Source organism: Leeuwenhoekiella marinoflava DSM 3653, from assembly GCF_900129005.1.
In the GTDB taxonomy this organism is placed as follows: Bacteria; Bacteroidota; Bacteroidia; order Flavobacteriales; family Flavobacteriaceae; genus Leeuwenhoekiella; species Leeuwenhoekiella marinoflava.
Window position 1 is genome coordinate 95,820 of sequence record NZ_FQUN01000007.1, and the last position, 17,378, is coordinate 113,197.

At 37.6% G+C, this 17,378-nt stretch carries 9 protein-coding genes; 7 read left to right on the top strand and 2 right to left on the bottom strand.

What is annotated here, in order from left to right:
• Positions 1 to 4: 4 nt before the first annotated feature.
• Together BUB91_RS06515 and BUB91_RS06520 are read right to left on the bottom strand one after the other, a co-directional pair.
• A complete protein-coding gene (locus tag BUB91_RS06515; protein WP_073098429.1) occupies positions 5 to 1,090 on the bottom strand; it encodes a glycoside hydrolase family 43 protein in 1,086 nt (361 codons plus the stop codon).
• Positions 1,091 to 1,219: 129 nt separating this feature from the next.
• Positions 1,220 to 2,716, bottom strand: a complete 1,497-nt coding sequence (locus tag BUB91_RS06520; protein ID WP_073098430.1) for a pectinesterase family protein — start codon at positions 2,714 to 2,716, stop codon at positions 1,220 to 1,222.
• Between the two features lie 564 nt (positions 2,717 to 3,280).
• On the opposite strand from BUB91_RS06520, the gene BUB91_RS06525 reads away from it, so the two are divergent.
• From BUB91_RS06525 to BUB91_RS06555, 7 genes are all read left to right on the top strand, one after another.
• Complete coding sequence (locus BUB91_RS06525) at positions 3,281 to 6,322, top strand: SusC/RagA family TonB-linked outer membrane protein (protein ID WP_073098431.1); 3,042 nt, start codon at positions 3,281 to 3,283, stop codon at positions 6,320 to 6,322.
• A gap of 18 nt (positions 6,323 to 6,340) precedes the next feature.
• On the top strand, positions 6,341 to 8,149 hold the full coding sequence (locus tag BUB91_RS06530; RefSeq protein ID WP_073098432.1) for a RagB/SusD family nutrient uptake outer membrane protein: 1,809 nt from the start codon (positions 6,341 to 6,343) through the stop codon (positions 8,147 to 8,149).
• Positions 8,150 to 8,217: 68 nt separating this feature from the next.
• Positions 8,218 to 9,336, top strand: a complete 1,119-nt coding sequence (locus tag BUB91_RS06535) for an alkaline phosphatase (protein WP_073098433.1) — start codon at positions 8,218 to 8,220, stop codon at positions 9,334 to 9,336.
• A 7-nt stretch (positions 9,337 to 9,343) separates the two neighbouring features.
• Positions 9,344 to 11,107 carry an alkaline phosphatase gene (locus tag BUB91_RS06540; RefSeq protein ID WP_083557863.1) on the top strand — a complete coding sequence of 588 codons (1,764 nt, stop codon included), beginning with the start codon at positions 9,344 to 9,346 and terminating at the stop codon, positions 11,105 to 11,107.
• Positions 11,108 to 11,348: 241 nt separating this feature from the next.
• Positions 11,349 to 13,757: a TonB-dependent receptor gene (locus BUB91_RS06545; RefSeq protein ID WP_073098594.1), complete on the top strand. Its 2,409-nt coding sequence runs from the start codon at positions 11,349 to 11,351 to the stop codon at positions 13,755 to 13,757.
• Positions 13,758 to 13,776: 19 nt separating this feature from the next.
• On the top strand, positions 13,777 to 15,138 hold the full coding sequence (locus BUB91_RS06550) for a hypothetical protein (protein WP_073098434.1): 1,362 nt from the start codon (positions 13,777 to 13,779) through the stop codon (positions 15,136 to 15,138).
• A 158-nt stretch (positions 15,139 to 15,296) separates the two neighbouring features.
• Positions 15,297 to 17,378, top strand: coding sequence for a CehA/McbA family metallohydrolase domain-containing protein (locus BUB91_RS06555; RefSeq protein WP_073098435.1), 2,082 nt, complete (start codon positions 15,297 to 15,299; stop codon positions 17,376 to 17,378).

Consider the following 17,378-nt stretch of genomic DNA (forward strand, 5'->3'; position numbering starts at 1 on the left):
ACTATCATTTTAAAAATTGAAGCTTCGCTCCGTAGTGATCAGCTAGCTTTTGAGCTTCGGCTTTACGGAGCTGAATAACAGCTCCGTGTTTTGGAGAAGTGAAGTTGGTAGTTTTCATTTTACCTTCATTAAAGTGCCCCAAGTCTTTAAAAGTTTTAAAGTCGGTGGTTTCTATAAAACCAAAGTTGTGCGGGTTTATGCTGTAGATGTCATACATCAAGACCCATTTGTCTTCTCCAATGCGTTTCCAAACATTAGGCGCTTCACACGAACCGGGTTCCATGTCTATCCATTCTTCATCATATTCATAACCCGTATTAATTTTATCAGAAATAGCCATTTTGACTCCAATAGGAGATTCTTGAGCCACATATGTCATCGCATATCGGCCATCTTTCATCGGAGTAATATCTGCATCCAGAACTTGAATTTTAGGGTCTGGGTATTCAAAAATCAATTCTGGTTTTGTGGTGATTTTAGTAAAATCATCATCGGTGTAGGCATAATACATTTTGGTCAAGCCATGACCCAGACGCATGGTAAAGTAGATCATCATTTTGTCTGCTTCGGCATCATAGATGGTTTGGGGAGCCCAGGCACAACCTATATTTTCGAGTTCCGGAAAGTGTTCATTCAGTAAAAAGTTGCTGTGTGTCCAGTTGATTAAATCGTAAGATTTCATCAATACGAAACCGCGGTTGTTTCCCCAGTCATATTCTTCTTGAGGGCGTTCCCAGGTCGTTTCACGATAGCCCTCTTGTTTCGCAAAAATGTGTAAATCGGTCATGGCAACATAAAAGGCACCGTCTGGACCGCGCGTAATATGTGGATCACGTATTCCTTTCTGACTGGCAATCGTATCACCGGCAACTACCGGTTTACCACCATTGACATCTGTAAAGGTGTACCCATCTGTACTCAACGCCATATGCAAGCTGTGATCATCATCTTTAAAATACGTCATCAGATAGGCGCTCATCGCATCAGTTTGATCAGCTGATGATTCTTTCTTTTTGGTGCTATTGCAACTCGTAAAAAGAGTTGTGCTACTTATTAAAAGGATAAGGGTAGTTTTAAAAGTTGAAATCATAAGGCTTGATGGTTTTTAAACAATATAAACACAGCCTATTGCGGTTGTGATATTATAAATGTAAATAAAACATTTATAAATCGATCGAAGAGATGTGTAAATCTCTTTTGTGTAGTAATCAGCTCTATTTTAAAAAGCCTCAGGAGACCAGTCTTGTAGAATGAATTGAGGATCAGAATAGTCTTTGATACGTTTTTGATCTTTTTGAGGATTCAACTGTTTTGAATAAGCAGCTCTGTCTGAAACATCAACCGCATCTCCCGTATCAATATGGGTGCTGTTATACTCCCAGTAGTGAAGACTTTCAGTCTCTATACCTACAGGTCCCCATCCTTTTGGTACAATGTTTTTCAATTTACAATTGATGAGAACCGCTTCAGCATACGGGTAGCTGTTTCCCTTGTTCCCGGGAGCACGGGCAAGTTCGCTGCCACCTTCCCGGATACCTGTAAAACTGCAATTCACAAAGATATTTCCGTGATTATTTTTAGTGTTTCTAACCCACATAAAAGGACCGGGAGAAGTAAAATCGCAATCTTTAAAGAATGCAGCGCCTCTTCCCAGAATCATATCGCCACCACCGTTTATAGTTACATGTTCAAAATAAGCGGTACCATTAGTTTGCAAGGCATCTCCATCACCCACAATGGTAACGTCTTTAACCAGAATTTTTTTGCCATTTATCAGTAAACCTTCCGCCTGACCTTTAAGCAATGTTTTGATGCTGAGATTTGTGAGTTGAATATTCCTGCAATTATCTAACATAAACGCTGCTCTTCTCGAAGGAAAGGTACCCGGCCACTCATTGGTTTTTACATTCCAGGGATGCGGATTGAAGACTTCGTTATTGGCATATTGCAAGACGGTTTCTTCTTGCCCTGTACCTTCAATTTTAATATTTGATTTATTTCTGAAATATATAAGGTCTTCATAAACTCCTTTATGAATAGTGATTGTTGTAGTGTCTTTAGAAAACTCTGGAATATAATCTAAAGCACCCTGAAGGGTATTGAAATCACCGGTGCCATTCTGATCAATCACAAGCTGTTGTTTTGATAAATCTGGCTTTTCCTTTTTAGTCCTGAAAGTCCATTGATTTTTATCGTAGATGCCTTTGAAAGAAACGTCTCTTAAAACAGTACTGTCTATTTGTACATAATAGGTTTTGCCATATTCCAGAAGATTATGATGCAAGGTTATAATAGCTGTGGTATCGTGAACAATTATAGGATAAAAATGAAAGGCATCTGTAAAACCACCTATAATAGTAAGTTGATACGCATCAGAAGTGGGATCTGCAGTGCCGGAAGGAGTTCCGGGTTTGGTATTGGCATTGGTTGCCGTTGAAGATTTATACGTATACGGTTCTTGAGTATAGGTAGCGTCTGGATTTTTACGAGCTTCTGTGGGACCCGAAGGAATACTCAAATCTAGAACATCAACTAAAGAATCGGTGCCTTGCTCGTAAACTTTAATCAAACCTGTATTTCCTATCACGGGCTTTGAATCAAAACTGATTTTTAAATGCGTGTCTATATTGACATGATTTGCTTGATTAGCCGGTGATGTGGTATAGGTAGTTTGGCTAGTTTCAGTATTACATGATGTTATGGTAAAAAAGAGCATAACACATTTTATCAAACAGATACATCGATAGAGCTTCATAGAAAATAATTTACATTAAAGATATTAATTGAAACGACAATTTGTTGATTGTATGAGATTTATGTTAGGTTTTTTTGGGTGAAGCAACATACCTGAAAGCTAAAGTAGCTCACTTACAAAAGAGAAGTAGCAATGTAAACTCTATATTAATTCTAAACCATTTGATGTTAAATAGTCAATTCTAATTGAACTTCTTTAAAGGTCCGTTTGATACTCGTTCACTCAATTATTCCTTATGAATACGGTTCGTTTCTTAAAGTTTATTAGTTTTTCAGTTATAAGGTTAAGATTTCTTCAAAAACGCAGCTTAATACCCTTAGAATATCTTGTGGTCTTTTCAAGTTAAAACTGTTAACGCAGTCATAATATTCGCGTAAAACCTTTTACTTCTAAATTCGGTTATTTAGCGCTTTGAAAGAACATCTATAAACCCCTATTTATATGTAATAATCCCTATAAAAAACGCAGTTGCTACCAACAACTGCGCACTCAATTATTAAGCATTGTCCAATCAATTACTTAAACATGAATTTTAAAAATAATACTATTAAGTATAAAAATATAATTGTATTCGCTTCAATTGTATTTTTAACAACACACTTACAGGCGAAATCAGAGCGGTACTTTAAAGCATTTAACACATCGTTCTCTTTAGAAGATTCAACATCAGCAATTCAGCGTACGATTACCGGAACGGTTACCGATAACGAAGGTGTCTTATTACCCGGAGCTTCCGTTCAGGTAGCAGGCACTTCAAAAGGCGTTACCACAGATTTTGACGGTAATTTTAGTATAGAAGCCGATACCGGTGATGTATTGGAAATTTCATACGTAGGGTTTAAAAGTACCCGTCTTACTATTGAGGCACAATCTCAATATACCATACAACTAGAGGCAAACACCTCTGAGTTGGATGAGGTTTTGGTTGTAGGTTATGGAACCCAGAAAAAATCTGACCTTACCGGGGCTGTGAGTTCGGTAGTTGCAGAGGAATTTAATAAGGGTGTGGTTAACAACCCGGGTAACTTACTGCAAGGTAAAGTTTCTGGTTTGAATGTGACCAACACCAGTGGGGAGCCGGGAGCCGGTCAAGATATTATCATCCGCGGAGTAGGAACCTTACGCTCTGGGACATCGCCATTGTATGTAGTAGATGGTTTTGTTTTAGACAATTCTTCTAACGGAGTACCTACAAATCCGTTAAACTTTATAAACACTCAGGATATCCAATCTATCAACGTATTGAAAGATGCTTCAGCGGCAGCCATTTATGGTTCACGTGCAGCAAATGGGGTAGTCGTAATCACAACCAAAAGAGGTAAAGAAGGAAGAACACAAATGAACTTTAATGCTTCTACCGCGATCTCAAGCCTTGCTAATAAAATGGATGTTTTTTCGGCAGATGAATTTAGAAGCGTTGTGCAGCAAATAGGCGGAAGCTTAAGTGATAATGGTGCCAATACAGACTGGCAGGATGAATTGACGCGTACTGCGATTACTAATAACATTAATTTTTCGATGAGTGGTGGTACTGCAACAACATCTTATTTTGCATCTCTTGGGGTTGATGATCAAGAAGGTATTTTAAATAACAGTGAACTGAAGCGTTATTCGGCTCGCGCCAATGTCACTCAAAAAGGACTGGATGACCGGTTGAAGATAGATTTTAACCTGACTGCAACCCGTACTGAAAATACCAGACCCAATACCAATACGATGGTGAGCAATATGTTAAGCTTAAATCCTACAACACCAGCGTATACTAACGGAGAACCTACTGTTTTTGGTAGCGGAGTCAACCCATTAATTATTCAGGATATTTATGGTGATTATACGAATAACAATAGAATGATTGCCAATATCTCACCTTCGTTAGAGTTTATTGAAGGTCTTACCTATAAACTGAATCTGGGTGTAGATTATTCAAAAACCGATAGAGATGTGCAGTATATCCCATATTCTGAAGATCCCGATCTTCTTTTAGGTTCTATAAACTCTGTGTTCACAACGAATAAGAATACACTTGTAGAAAACACCTTGACTTATCAAAAAGATTTTGGCGATCATGGTCTAACCATTTTAGCAGGGCATTCATATCAGAAATTTTTCATTCACGAGAAAGGCTATTATTTTTCAGATTTTCCAGATAACGGGATTGAACCCAGATATCAGTTGGGTCAAGCACGAGGAGAAGACAATACACAGTATTCAAATGCAACGAGCAATGAGTTACAGTCTTTCTTCGGAAGAGTAAATTATGATTATGCTAATAAATATCTGGTAACGGCAACACTGCGTTCTGACGGTTCAACCAAATTTGGAGCAAACAACCGCTATGCAACGTTCCCTTCTTTAGCTTTGGGATGGAATATTTTTAAAGAAGATTTTATGGCAGATTCCGGTTTCAATAATTTGAAATTGAGAGCAAGTTGGGGTAAATCTGGTAATCAGGAAATCCCGTCTAAACAAACGCGTCTGAGTTATGGCGAGAGCTTTGCAGATGATGATATCTATCCATTAAACGAAGATGTTGTAAACAGAGACGACTATAACTACGGATTGGTTTTTGCGCGTACTGCAAATCCTGATCTACAATGGGAAGAAACTATACAAACCAATATCGGTTTAGACTTTGGTTTTTTAGACTATAAATTAAGCGGTTCTGTTGATTACTTCTTAAAGGAAACGAATGATGTACTATTGTATTTCTCTACTCAGGATCCTATTGATGAAGTAGGTTTTAAATGGCAAAACATCCCGGATATGAAAATTAAAAACAGTGGGGTCGAGTTGGCTTTAGATTATCAAAGTGATCGTATGCGAGACTTCTCATTCAATATAGGAGGGAATATTTCATACATTAAAAACGAAATCACAGATTCACCTTTTACGATTGTGACTACAGGTACTGCAAGTGGTGCAGGTCAGACCGGAGCTACGATTAACGGATATATGAATAAGCAGCCTATTGGTAATTTCTTCCTTAGAGAATTTACGGGTATTGATGAAGATGGTTTCAGTACGTATACAGATGTTAATGGGGATGGCCAGATAGATGATAACGATCGTATTTCGGCAGGAAGTGCAGTACCCGATCTTTTGTATGCATTTTACTTAAAGTTCAAATATAAGAATTTTGATTTGGGCTTGAATTTTAATGGTGTAAGTGGAAATAAAATCTACAACCACACACGTATGAATTTATTCAACAAAACGCAGATTTCAAATTCGTTGAATACCACAGATCAAGCTATCGAGTTTGCTAATGAAGATCCAAGTAACTCCAACACGGTTTCTACACGTTATTTAGAGAGCGGCGCTTTCTTACGTCTTAATAATGCTACGCTAGCGTATAGTTTAAATCCTGAAGCAATCGGGATGGATAAATGGCTAGACAATGTGCGCTTATCTGTTACCGGGCAAAACTTATTTGTAATTACAGATTATACCGGTTTTGATCCGGAATTGAATACCGGGAGTTCAAGTGACTCGAAATCATACGGTATTGACTACTTCACGTATCCTAAAGCACGCACCGTTGTTTTTGGTTTAAACGTATCCTTCTAATTTTTAAAAATAATTAAAATGAAACATAGAATTCTAACTCTGGTTGTTGGGCTAAGCGCTTTACTATTCTGGAATTGTACTGATTTAGAAGAAGAAATATTAGATGAATCTTTAACCGGTACAGACGGTCTTGTTGAACCTGTTTCGGGTTCCATTTCTGCTGCATACGGTATTTTGCCGCAAACCTTTAGACATACCCGCTATTTCGGACTACAGGAAATAGCTTCAGACGAAGCGATTTTACCGCCGCGTACCGGTTTGGGTGGTACCCAATGGGCAGATAACGATACGTATACTACAGCACACAGACATTTGTTTTCTTCCAGCAACAGTTTGGTTACCGGAAGCTGGAGTTATTTAACTACAGCTTTATTTAGAACAGTAGCAGCCATAGATGTATTGACGCCATTAGCTGAAGCAGGTGATGCAGAAGCTGTACAGGCTTTAGCCGAAATGCGTGCCTTACGTGCTTATGAGAATATGCTGTTTTTAGACAGTTGGGGACTTGCTTTTAAGAAAGAAACTACCTCAGGAATATCAGAAATTTTACGTGGAGAAGATGCGTTAGCGTATATCGAAACAGAATTTCTAGATGTTGTAGATACAATCAATACAGATAAAGGTCCGGGGCGCATGACTCAGGATGCCGTGTATGGATTTTTAGCGAAGCTGTATTTAAACGCTGCAGTTTATAGAGACCCTTATGGAACGCCATCTTTTACTGATGAAGATATGGCAAACGTAATCACCTATACGAATAAGATTATTGATAACGGAAGCTATGCTCTTTCACCGGAATATTTTGACCTATTCAACGATGAGAATCATGATAATGCAGAGTTGATCTTTGCATTAGATTTACGCGGAGTATTGAATAACGATCACAACCGCTGGGCATACTGGTCTATGTCCGGGTCACTTTTTCCAAGACCGGGTGAGATGTACCTAAGTATGGATGGTACCGATGGTCCTGCGGCAACACCAGACTTTTATCAGAATTGGGTTGATGCTTATGGTAGTGTAGATCCTGCTGAAGCAGATGCGCGTTTTTATCAGAAAAATGCACAGGTTCCTGCAGAACTTGAAGATATCTCTGGGCTTACACCTTATTTTAAAGATACTTTAGGATTAAAAACAGATAAAGATCATTACTTCATCGCAGGGTCTGATTTTGAAATAGATCGCGGGATCATCCGCGGTACGATGTGGGCGCCGCGTAAAGAGAATTTTAGATCGGGTAATTTTATGACCGGTACTGATGCTTCTGGAGCAACAGGTTATAAAATTTATCCACTTGCTGAAGCTAGAGAAAATGGTTCTGATCTGCAGGATATCACCTATTATGTAGATCATACTTTAGACATCAGTATTCAGAATACTAACAGTTATGCGGGTGGGTATCGCTTTGCAAAATGGCAATTCAGTAAAACTTCAGATGATGGTAACAATTACAGCAGTGTAGATCTTATCATGTTGCGGCTTGCAGATGTGTACTTGATGCGTGCAGAAGCAAAACTTAGATCTGGTGATAATGCCGGAGCTTTGGCAGATGTAAACACAGTACGAACTTCTAGAACAGCAAGACCAGATCAAACGCCAAAAGCCTGGAGTTCTATAACGCTGGAAACTTTATTTCGCGAACGCGGATTTGAGTTTTATTGGGAAATGTCTCGTCGTACAGACCAGATTCGTTTTGGTAAATACGAAGATTCATGGACTTCTAAAACAGATGCAGATGTGAATCACAGATTGTTTCCTATACCACAAGCTGCAATAGACGGTGCTACGAATACACCGGGTTATCTCGAGCAGAATCAAGGATATTAAGTATAAGTATGTTAAGTGTAGTAACGGCAAGAGAGCGCTCTTGCCGTTACTTGTTTATAAAAATTAAGATGAAAAATTATTTAAGAATACCGCTGAGTATTTTAGGGGTGGCATTACTACAAAGTTGCTCGTCAACACAAAACCTTACCGAAGCCAATACAGAAGAACCTTTGAGTGTGATTCTGATGATAGGTGACGGGATGGGAGTTCCACAGGTTTCAAGTGCCTTTTATTTTGGTGACGAAACACCCAATTTTGAGCGTTTTGAAGAAATAGGCTTTCACAAATCGTATTCAACAAGTCACTTGATTACCGATTCTGCAGCAGGAGCTACAGCATTTGCTACGGGTCAAAAAACATATAAGAGAGCGATTGGTGTTTCAGCAGATAGTATTCCGCAGGAAACTATTTTAGAAAAGTTGAAGGAAGAAGGCTATCAGACGGGACTCATTTCGTTGACTTCAATAACACATGCAACTCCGGCAGCTTTTTATGCACACGTAGAAGATCGTGATATGCACGAAGATATCGCAGCACAATTAGCCACTGCAGATGTTGACTTTTTAGCGGGCGGCGGGCGTAAATTTTTCAGTCAGCGTACAGATAAAAAAGATTTATTTCAAACGCTTTTAAACCGAAATTACAATCTGGATACTTTAACACTAAGCAATGCGCAACACAATATGCGCAATGCCTTTATTATTGAAGAAGAAGGGCTTCCTTCTAAAACAAAAGGACGCGGAGACTTTTTAAAAGAGGCTAGTTTAAAGGCCTTGTCTTATTTTGATGCCAATAAGAAACCGTTCTTTTTAATGGTTGAAGGCTCGTATATTGATTGGGGTGGACACGCTAAAGATGCTGAGATGATGATACAAGAAGTGGCAGATTTTGATGAAACGATAGGTGCTGTTTTAGATTATGTAGAAACACATCCCAATACCTTATTGGTTATTACTGCAGACCACGAGACCGGCGGTGCGAGCATAGGCAAATATTATGATGTTGATGAAGAGACCGGAGAAAAAACAGAAGTACCTGATAAAGTGGCGGTCTATTTTATTACAGACCAGCATAGTGGGGAGTTGATTCCGGTTTTTGCAGCCGGTAAAGGGGCTGAGAATTTTAAAGGAATTTACCAGAACAGTGCGATTTACCACAAGATTTTAAAAGCAATTAACGCTAAATAATTTAGAGATGAAAAAGTATATAGTCCTATTGTTTTTAGGAATTTTAGGTGGAGTCTTCGCGCAGCACGTTCCTGATTACAAAGTGCACTCACACAACGATTACGAACAGGAATTTCCGTTTTGGGATGCCTATATTAACGGAGCAAACAGCATAGAAGCTGATGTGTTTTTAAAGAACAAAGCACTCTATGTTACGCATAGCGAAGCTGAAATTAAACAAGAAAACACCTTAGAAAACCTATACCTGCAGCCTTTAGCAAAGTTGTCAGATGAAGGTAAAGTTAGAAAGATTCAGTTGCTTATCGATATTAAATCTGATGCTGAAGCGACACTTGTTGCTATCGTAAAAGCGATTGAAAAGCATCAAAGTCTGGTGGATTCTAAGCAAATTTCTTTTGTGATTTCAGGAAACAGACCTGCGGTAGCAAACTTTAAAAACTATCCTGATTTTATTCAGTTTGACTATCAGAATCTGGATGATTTAAATCAGATTGATCTGAGTAAAGTTGCGTTGATCAGTGTAAATTATAAAGACTATTCGGTATGGAATGGCTTTGGGAATATGGTTGCTCCTGAACTCGAGAAGGTTGAAGAAGCAATTGCAAAAGCACATGCAGTGAATAAACCTTTTCGATTTTGGGGCAGCCCGGATACGAAGATTTCTTGGACGCGTTTTGCCAATCTTGGGATAGATTACATAAACACGGATAATCCCGGAGAAGCGGTAAACTATCTTAAAACCCTAGATCAAAACACGTATATCAATCCTGAAAAAATTGAAGTATATCAACCTGAATATTATTTTGAATACAACGATAAGCCGGTAAATGTAATCCTGATGATTGGTGACGGTAACGGTTTGGCTCAGATTACTTCGGCACAAGTTGCCAATGGGGGTGATCTTACAGTTTTGCAATTAAAGGATATTGGTTTTTCTAAAACAGCATCTTCAGATGATTTAGTGACCGATTCTGCAGCCGGAGCAACCGCAATGTCGACGGGTTTTAAAACGCATAATCGTGCTATAGGTGTTGATACAAGCGATAAACCCCTTAAGAATATCACAGAAATATTGGGAGCTGATGGCTACGCAATAGGCTTAATCACCACAGATGCGATTGACGGTGCGACACCAGCTTCATTTTTTGCGCACCGTAAGGAGCGTGACGATGCAGCAGGTATATTGGCCGATTTAAAAGATAGCAAGATTGATTTCTTTATTGCCGGCGGAAAGTCTAAAGCAAATCTTGTCCCAGATTCGTATACCGTAAAAGAGTTAGCGGACTTTAATAAACTAGAAAGCAGAACTGCGATTTATATAGGGGAAGGCAAAGTACCTTCAATTGCTGATGGACGCGGAGCAGTTTTGCCCAATAGTGTAAAACAGTCACTTGACATTTTAGAGAACACTAAAAAACCCTTTTTCATGATGGTTGAAGCTGCACAGATAGACAGCAACGGTCATGCTAACAACACGAGCGGAATTGTACAGGAAATGCTTGATTTTGATCAAACCATTGCCGAAGTCTTGAAGTTTGCAGATAAAACCAAGAACACGCTAGTTGTAATTACAGCAGATCATGAGACTTCTGGTTTTGGGATTATTAGCGGAGATCTGAAAACTGGCGAATTGCACGGCGAATTCTTAACGACCAATCACACCGGAATTATGGTTCCGGTTTTTGCTTATGGGCCACAAGCGCAAAACTTTAGAGGTGCTTATGAGAATACTGAGATCTTTGATAAAATTTTAAAAGCCCTTCACCCATAATACACTTGTTTTTTACAAAATGAAAGCCTCTTTCAAATTACAGAAAGAGGCTTTTTTATACAACAGATTTGACGTTTTAAAGCGTGTTTATTTAGTTTGATTAAAAATAATTTTCCAATTATAAGCTACCTAAAAGGTTTTAACACTAGAATTTATAGGGATTGCCGAACCTTTCTATAAACTCTTGTTTTTATTTGTACTTAATCTAAATAAATATAAATTTGCTTCAATAAAATTAGAAATGAAGCATAAATTACTAGTTCTTTTTTTAATACTTCCCCTAGCTGCTGTGGCACAGTACAGTTTAAGCGGTGTAGTCAAAGATGCTAATGGCTATGTCGTTTTAGGTACTCAAATCAAACTAAGCGGCGGGAGTCTCTCCCGTACAAAAACCGTTAATGGGTCGGGTAAGTATGAGTTTAAGGATTTACCTTCAGGTACATTCAATCTTGAAATTACCAGTGGCAATTATATAGAATTTGATCAGGTAGTGATACAAAATGCTGATCTACGTCATGACATTCAACTCAAAAATGACAAAGATTATGAGTTGGGCGAAGTGGCATTACGTGGAGAATCTGCTAAATCTAAAATGGAAAAGCACGGTTTTGCACTCAATGTAATAAAAACCGATGAAGCTGCACAGCGCAATATTCAAACCAACGAATTATTAAATACTAGTGTAGGTGTGAAAATTCGTCAAAATGGAGGCTTAGGCTCTAATGTCGAGTATTCTTTAAACGGTTTGTCTGGTAGTGCAGTACGTATTTTTATAGATGGTATTCCTATTTCTACTTTTGGATCTTCTTACAATTTGAACAGCATACCCCCTTCAATGATAGAACGTATTGAAGTGTATAAAGGGGTCGTACCCGGTTATTTATCTGATGATGCTTTAGGAGGTGCTATAAACATAGTACTCAATCAAGCGACAAACACAAATTTTAATGCTTCAGTTTCTTATGGCTCTTTTAATACATTACAAGCTAGTGTAAACGGGTTATATCGCTTTGATAGATCTGGCTTTACTGTAAAAGCCTCTGGATTTCATAATTATTCTGATAATGATTATAAAGTTTCAGGAAGAAGTGTTTTAATAACAGGTATAGGGGGAGTACAAACGCCTATAACTGCAAGAAGATTTAATGATGCTTATAGGTCCACAGGAGGTATGGTACAAGTAGGTTATACAGATGTAAAATGGGCAGACCAATTTTTTGTGGGCTTCACCGGTTCTGACGATTATAAAGAAGTACAGCATGGCGCTTTTATGACCATTAGACCTTATAAAGGGAGGTTTTATGAATCTGATGCAACACTAGCTAATTTAATATATCAAAAAGAAGATCTTTTTATTAAAGGTCTTGATGTTAATGTAAACGGTTATTACGGGAGACGTAACCGTCAATTAAGTGATACCCTTGCACAGGCATATAGCTGGAATGGTGAGCCTGCCATAGATTTTAGAGGAAATGAATATAAATATATCTGGGGATCACAACAAGAAGGAGGTCCTACACTTGCTAAAATAAATAGAAATGTAGCATCTATACGTACCGGTCTATCTTATGCTTTTAATAAAAACCACAAAGTGCTTGCTAATCATGTTTTTAGCGGTATTGATAGACAAGACAGTGATGCGTTGCGATCGGTTTTAGAAAATACATTTGTAGGTACTCGGGATTTGCGTAAAAATATCTTTGCATTAACCTATGAATTTAATGCATTTGATAACAAATTGCAAGCGAGCTTATTTGGAAAGTATTATCAGCAAAAAACCATAAATGTTGACCCTGCGATTGAAACAGATGTTGCTGGAAACAAACAAATTGTTGATGAAATTATAAGTAGCAATAAGACCTATAATGGGTATGGGTTTGCGCTTTCGTATGCTTTAGTTCCCAATGTAACCTTATTAGGTTCGGCAGAAAAAGCGATTCGGTTACCTAATGAAACTGAAGTGTTTGGGAACGATGGAGATAATGTTGTTGCCAATTCAAGTATTAGCCCGGAGCAGAGTAAAAATTACAATCTTGGTTTTAGGTTAGGAACATTCAATTTTAATAAAAATCAGTTCACAGTATCAGCTAATTTATTTACCAGAAATATAAAAGACAGGATTGGCTTACCTATTGAAAGTTCACTAAACATAAATGAAGAACTAATTCTATATGTGAATCAAGGTAGTGGTACTTCAAAAGGCTTTGATGCGCAATTTAACTATACCTATGATAACAACTTTGGAGTCAATTTTAATATTTCGAAATTCGATTTAAAAATTGAAAGCAGGGGGATAGAAGTCAATGTCCCTAACACACCATTTCTTACAATGAATGGAAACTTGAGGTATTCATTTAAAGATTTAATCCAGAAAAAATCACAGTTTAATATTTTCTATACGCTGTATTATACAGATGAGTTTTCATTTTTGGTTCCACAAGGCTCTAATACGGTAGGAGATGATTTCTTTAAAGTTCCAGAGCAGTTAGTTCAAGATATAGGACTGAGTTATGCATTTCCCAGAAATAATTTTGTGATGAGTTTTGATGTCAAAAATATTTTTGACAAGCCGGTTTATGATAATCTATCCGTTCAAAAACCGGGACGCGCTTTCTATCTAAAACTTAATTATTCAATCAATAAATTTTAATCGTTTAACACAATAAGCAATGAAACGTATTTTTTTAAACTTTAAAGCTTTTACGCTGATAACCCTAACAACGGGACTTTTAACTGCGTGTAGTACAGATGATAATACAGACGGGGTAGACCCTAATCCAGAGGTGTCTAGATGGATTACTGTTGCTGCTGCTAGAATGCAGGATACACCAGGAAATGGTAACGGCGGAACTCTCATATATTCATTAAGTAGCGAGGATGCAAAAGACCCTACAGTATCTATAGAACCATTTGATAACGGATTTATAGTGCCTTCTAACCGAACAGCAAGGTTACAGGCCTCTGAAGATGGGAGTACTATTTTTAATATCAGCTATGCCGGTGATACTGGAGGTAACTATACTAAATATACGGTAGAAGGTGGTCAAAATTTCACGCAAACCGGTTCTGCAGTTAGTATTGAACCCTACGTAGGTTCTGCTCCGCGATGGATTAAATTATTTGATGGTGATAAAACTGGAGCTGCAGTATTTGTTTCAAGCGAAAATGAAATGAGTGATAATGGTACACCAGATGATGCTACAGACGATATTTATTTACGTACTGAAGCAACAATGGGTATTGTTACTTTAGACTTAGAAAACTCATTGATTAAAGAATTTCAGGAGCATAGTGTTCGCTTAACAGAAGAGGAAGAAGCAGAGGGTTATTATATATCACGAATTGATATGCCTACATTAAACGCTGCCGGAGACAAATTATACATTGGAGCTCGCTTAAGTAAAGTCGATCCTGCAACAACAGAGGGTGACAGCGACTATGAAATTTTAGGATCTAAAACCATTGTATTGGATTATCCTTCATTACTAAATCCAACAGTGATTACTTCTACTGTAGGTCACGGTAACACGAATGGATACCGAAGTATAAATGCTTTTGAATATAACGGAAGTGTTTACCAAGCCAATCAGAATGATCCAGAAGGTTCGTACATTTTAAAAATAGGTGCAGACAATAAATATGATGATTCATATGATTTTAACTTAGATGATGCTTTAGGCGTAGAAGATGCATATATACTTGCTTGGAGACCCGCAGCTAACGGAAAAGCAGTTTTAGCATATCGTCATGCAGGTTCTGTGGAAGGTCTTTCTGGAAGGCCACAATCGTTTTTTGCTTTAGTCGATTTAAATGCTAAAACTGCAGCTAAAATAGAAGGCATTCCTTATGATGTTGATTTTGAATTATTTCAATATCAAGGTTTTGCAGTAGATGGAGACGAAATTTATGTAACCCAAGCTCCTGTAGGACAAAACGGAAATATTTATGTCGTTGATACAGCAACTGGCGAAGTGACTAAAGGAGCTCAACTGGTAAATGTAGAAGGAAGTCATTTTATAGGTGCATTCTAAATTTAAATACTATTTTAAATTTAGTATTTAAAACCCTCGATTTTTCGAGGGTTTTTTGATTTGAATATTTCAATATTTGTAAATAAATAAAACGTTTTAGTTGTTTTTGATTATCTTCCCCTAAGTTATATGCTAACTCACTTTAACTAAAATGAAATATGAGACATCTATCGCTATATATTTTTTTGTTTACAAGCTTTTTATATGCTCAAGTACCTGTATCTCTTCCCTTGAATAATGAGGAGAATACTACTAAAATTAATGTTATAGAAGATGAGGTTCAACTTACTTGGTTAAGTACAAAAACTGAGCAGTGTCGTCTGGTACTTAACAGAAAGCAAACGGGTTCATTATTTAAAACACTGGGGATATTAAAGAATGAATCTTATAACGAAATCGTTAGAGAAGCGAACCCTGAGTTTATCATCACACAAGGAGAACGTACTTTAGAACCGGAAAAAGGTTGGACGATTTTCTTTGATAAAGTTCCTAACCGCCCTAATACTTCAGATGTTTTAAAGCTAAACAAGCGTAAAATTGAAATCACCAAAATGGGTAAACGAACCGTAGTAAAAATAGGTGAACTTATAGCCCCAAATTTTGAAGGGTTTATTGAAATAACTATTTACAATAATTCTCCTTTAATAAATATTGCAGCAGTAGTTTCAACAGAGAAAGATGCCACAGCAATTCTTTATGATGCCGGTATTACTACGCAAGAGTCTTTTAAAGAAGTAAGTTTTAGTAATACAGAAGGTCAGATTGTAACTAAACCAGAAGATAATAAGCTCGCAAAAAACGAAAAGGTAAAATACCGAAGCATTTTAGGAACAAAGGATTATGGAGCATTAGCCATATTTCCTGCTCCACATCAATACTTTTATCCGCTTGATGAGGCTTTTAATTTAGATTTTGTCTGGCACGGATTTGACTATAGAAATATGCTAAAAGGATATGGTATGGGCATCAGGCAAAATCCCGAAGGAGACAAGCGCTTTGTGCCTTGGTTTAATGCTCCGCCTAATACCCAACAGCGTTTAAATTTCTTTTGTCTTTTGGGGTCAACTTCAGCAAAAGATTTAATTGAAGATGTAAAAAAATATACCCATAAAGATACTTATGCAGAGTTGGAAGGTTACCAGACACTTGCCAGTCATTTTCATAATGAGTTTATTATGAATGTGGTGATGAAAGACAGTCTTGTTCCTGAAAAGCCAGAATTTGTAACAGTTCTGAAAGATTTGGGAGTAGACATCGTTCATTTGGGAGAGTTTCATTACACAGCCCATCCAAAAGGACCAGATGACACTCGTTTAAAAGAATTAGATGCGCTTTTTAAAGAGTGTGAAAGGTTGTCTGATAATAATTTCCTGCTGTTGCCGGGTGAAGAACCCAACGAATTTTTAGGAGGTCACTGGATGGCTTTCTTTCCAAAACCGGTTTATTGGATTATGTCGCGGGATGCTGAAAGTCCGTTTTTAGAAAACAATTCTCAATACGGTAAAATTTATCGAATAGGAAACAAAGAGGAGATGCAAAAGCTATTAGAACTTGAAAACGGTTTGGCGTGGACAGCTCACCCCCGTATTAAAGGTTCAACAGGTTATCCAGATGTATACCGAGAGGAAAACTTTTTTAAGTCAGACCGTTTTTTGGGAGGAGCCTGGAAAGCTATGCCGGCAGATCTTTCTAAACCCAAATTAGGTTCACGTGTACTTGACTTATTAGATGATATGAATAACTGGGGCTTGAAAAAAAATATTATTGCTGAGTCAGATCTGTTTACAATTACTCAGGAGAATGAGATGTATGCGCATATGAACATTAACTATATGCAACTTGATGAGATACCCCGTTTTGAAGATGGATGGCATTCAGTTACCGAAGCTATGTCTGGGGGGAAATTCTTTTCTACTACGGGAGAGGTTTTAATACCATCATTTACGGCAAATGAGGTTAAATCTGGAGATACTCTGATTTTGAACAAATCAGGAAAGGTAACGATTGATTTAGATTTACAGTGGACGTTTCCACTCAATTATATTGAAGTTATTTCCGGAGATGGGAAGAAGATATATCGCGACACCTTTCAAATGGATTCTACTACAGAATTTGATAGTCAAATCTTCTCTTTTGACCTTTCTTTAAAAAACAGAAAATGGGTGCGAGTAGAAGTTTGGGATGTTGCAGCAAATGGAGCTTTTACTCAAAGTGTTTATCTCAAAGATGCAGCTGAGTAG

Excerpts from the sequence above, each read along its gene's own strand:
- BUB91_RS06515 (WP_073098429.1), bottom strand. The coding sequence starts at position 1,090 with ATGATTTCAACTTTTAAAACTACCCTTATCCTTTTAATAAGTAGCACA.
- BUB91_RS06520 (WP_073098430.1), bottom strand. The coding sequence starts at position 2,716 with ATGCTCTTTTTTACCATAACATCATGTAATACTGAAACTAGCCAAACT.
- BUB91_RS06525 (WP_073098431.1), top strand. The coding sequence starts at position 3,281 with ATGAATTTTAAAAATAATACTATTAAGTATAAAAATATAATTGTATTC.
- BUB91_RS06530 (WP_073098432.1), top strand. The coding sequence starts at position 6,341 with ATGAAACATAGAATTCTAACTCTGGTTGTTGGGCTAAGCGCTTTACTA.
- BUB91_RS06535 (WP_073098433.1), top strand. The coding sequence starts at position 8,218 with ATGAAAAATTATTTAAGAATACCGCTGAGTATTTTAGGGGTGGCATTA.
- BUB91_RS06540 (WP_083557863.1), top strand. The coding sequence starts at position 9,344 with ATGAAAAAGTATATAGTCCTATTGTTTTTAGGAATTTTAGGTGGAGTC.
- BUB91_RS06545 (WP_073098594.1), top strand. The coding sequence starts at position 11,349 with ATGAAGCATAAATTACTAGTTCTTTTTTTAATACTTCCCCTAGCTGCT.
- BUB91_RS06550 (WP_073098434.1), top strand. The coding sequence starts at position 13,777 with ATGAAACGTATTTTTTTAAACTTTAAAGCTTTTACGCTGATAACCCTA.
- BUB91_RS06555 (WP_073098435.1), top strand. The coding sequence starts at position 15,297 with ATGAGACATCTATCGCTATATATTTTTTTGTTTACAAGCTTTTTATAT.